We start from the raw sequence: 279 nt of genomic DNA, 5'->3' as shown, positions 1-279 counted from the left end.
CCGGCAAATCGACGGCATTCCGGCGGAGCGCCGTTTCCTCAGCAACCCGACAATAGCCCCGCTCGCGGTAGGCGCGGCGCTGCTCGACGGTGAATTCGCCTATCACCAGGGGCGCCATGAGGAGGACAACGGGCATCTGCGGCGCGCGGTCGAGGTCGACGACAACCTCTCCTACACCGAGCCATGGGCCTGGATGCATCCGCCGCGTCACGCGCTGGCGGCGCTCCTGCTCGACCAGGGCCATGCGGCGGAGGCCGAGCAGGTCTATCGCGACGATCT

1 pseudogene is annotated in these 279 nt (G+C 68.5%); it reads left to right on the top strand.

Annotated features, from left to right (window positions below):
* A pseudogene (locus tag EN786_RS37470) lies at positions 1-279 on the top strand (hypothetical protein); the annotation flags it as partial.

Origin of the sequence: Mesorhizobium sp. M4B.F.Ca.ET.143.01.1.1 (genome assembly GCF_004792275.1) — a bacterium.
Lineage (GTDB): Bacteria > Pseudomonadota > Alphaproteobacteria > Rhizobiales > Rhizobiaceae > Mesorhizobium > Mesorhizobium abyssinicae.
The sequence above is the reverse complement of the archived record's forward strand: the minus strand, read 5'-3'. Positions and strand labels throughout refer to the sequence as shown.